The organism is Mesorhizobium sp. M7A.F.Ca.CA.004.04.2.1, from assembly GCF_004022825.1.
Lineage (GTDB): Bacteria > Pseudomonadota > Alphaproteobacteria > Rhizobiales > Rhizobiaceae > Mesorhizobium.
The window spans coordinates 1-734 of sequence record NZ_RZPH01001597.1 but is presented as its reverse complement, the minus strand read 5'-3'; the positions used below and the strand labels follow the sequence as shown (position 1 = coordinate 734).

Genomic DNA, 734 nt, shown 5'->3' with positions numbered 1-734 from the left:
AGTTGCTGCTGCGCCAAGTCGACCTGCTGCTGCTGATTGACGATCTTCTTCTGCAGCGACTCGATTTCAGATTCCAAAACCCCCTTCAGGTCGTCGAGCGCCTCGAGTTTCAGCTTCAGCGCCTTTTGGTCGGCCGTCAGAATCGTCATCTCGTCCGCCACGATGGCTGGCAGTCTCGGATCGCCCTCGACCTCCTTCGGCACGTCGAAACTCGCCTTGCCGGCCATATCCGCATCGATGCGGGCGCGCCTGACGATCAGTCGAATGCGCTGGTCGTCGGAGATGTCGAACATGCCCTTGGCGGTGACCAGGTCCTTGCCGAGCTGGGGGCCGTAGTCGGCGTTGCGCCTGATGCCGCCGGCGACGCTGATTGCCTTCAACACCGTCAGGTCCGGGACATAGGGAAATTGGCCTGGGTTCTGGACTTCGCCCGAAATGTAGAATGGCCGGAACTGCGCCATCTCGACCGAGGCTTCCGGTCGGTCCGACAAAGCGAGCTTTTTCTGCAGCGCCTCGCCGATCGCCGCCGCGATTTCGGACGTGGTCTTGCCGGATGCCGGCAACTCGCCGGCGAACGGCACCGACAGCGTACCGGATGGACCGACCGTGTACTCGCCATTCACCGCCGACCAATCACGAAATGTGCCTTCGACTGTCTGCCATTCGGCGACGCGGATGGTAAGCTTGTCTTGCGAGCCGAGGCGATAGTCGCCGGCGGCGGCGATGTGCGGGAC

The 734-nt window shown here is 62.5% G+C and carries 1 protein-coding gene; it reads right to left on the bottom strand.

Translation table 11 applies throughout. The annotated features are described in order from the left end of the window. A partial coding sequence (locus EN893_RS36375; protein WP_245490985.1) for a polysaccharide biosynthesis/export family protein occupies nt 1-734 on the bottom strand: 734 nt, incomplete at both ends.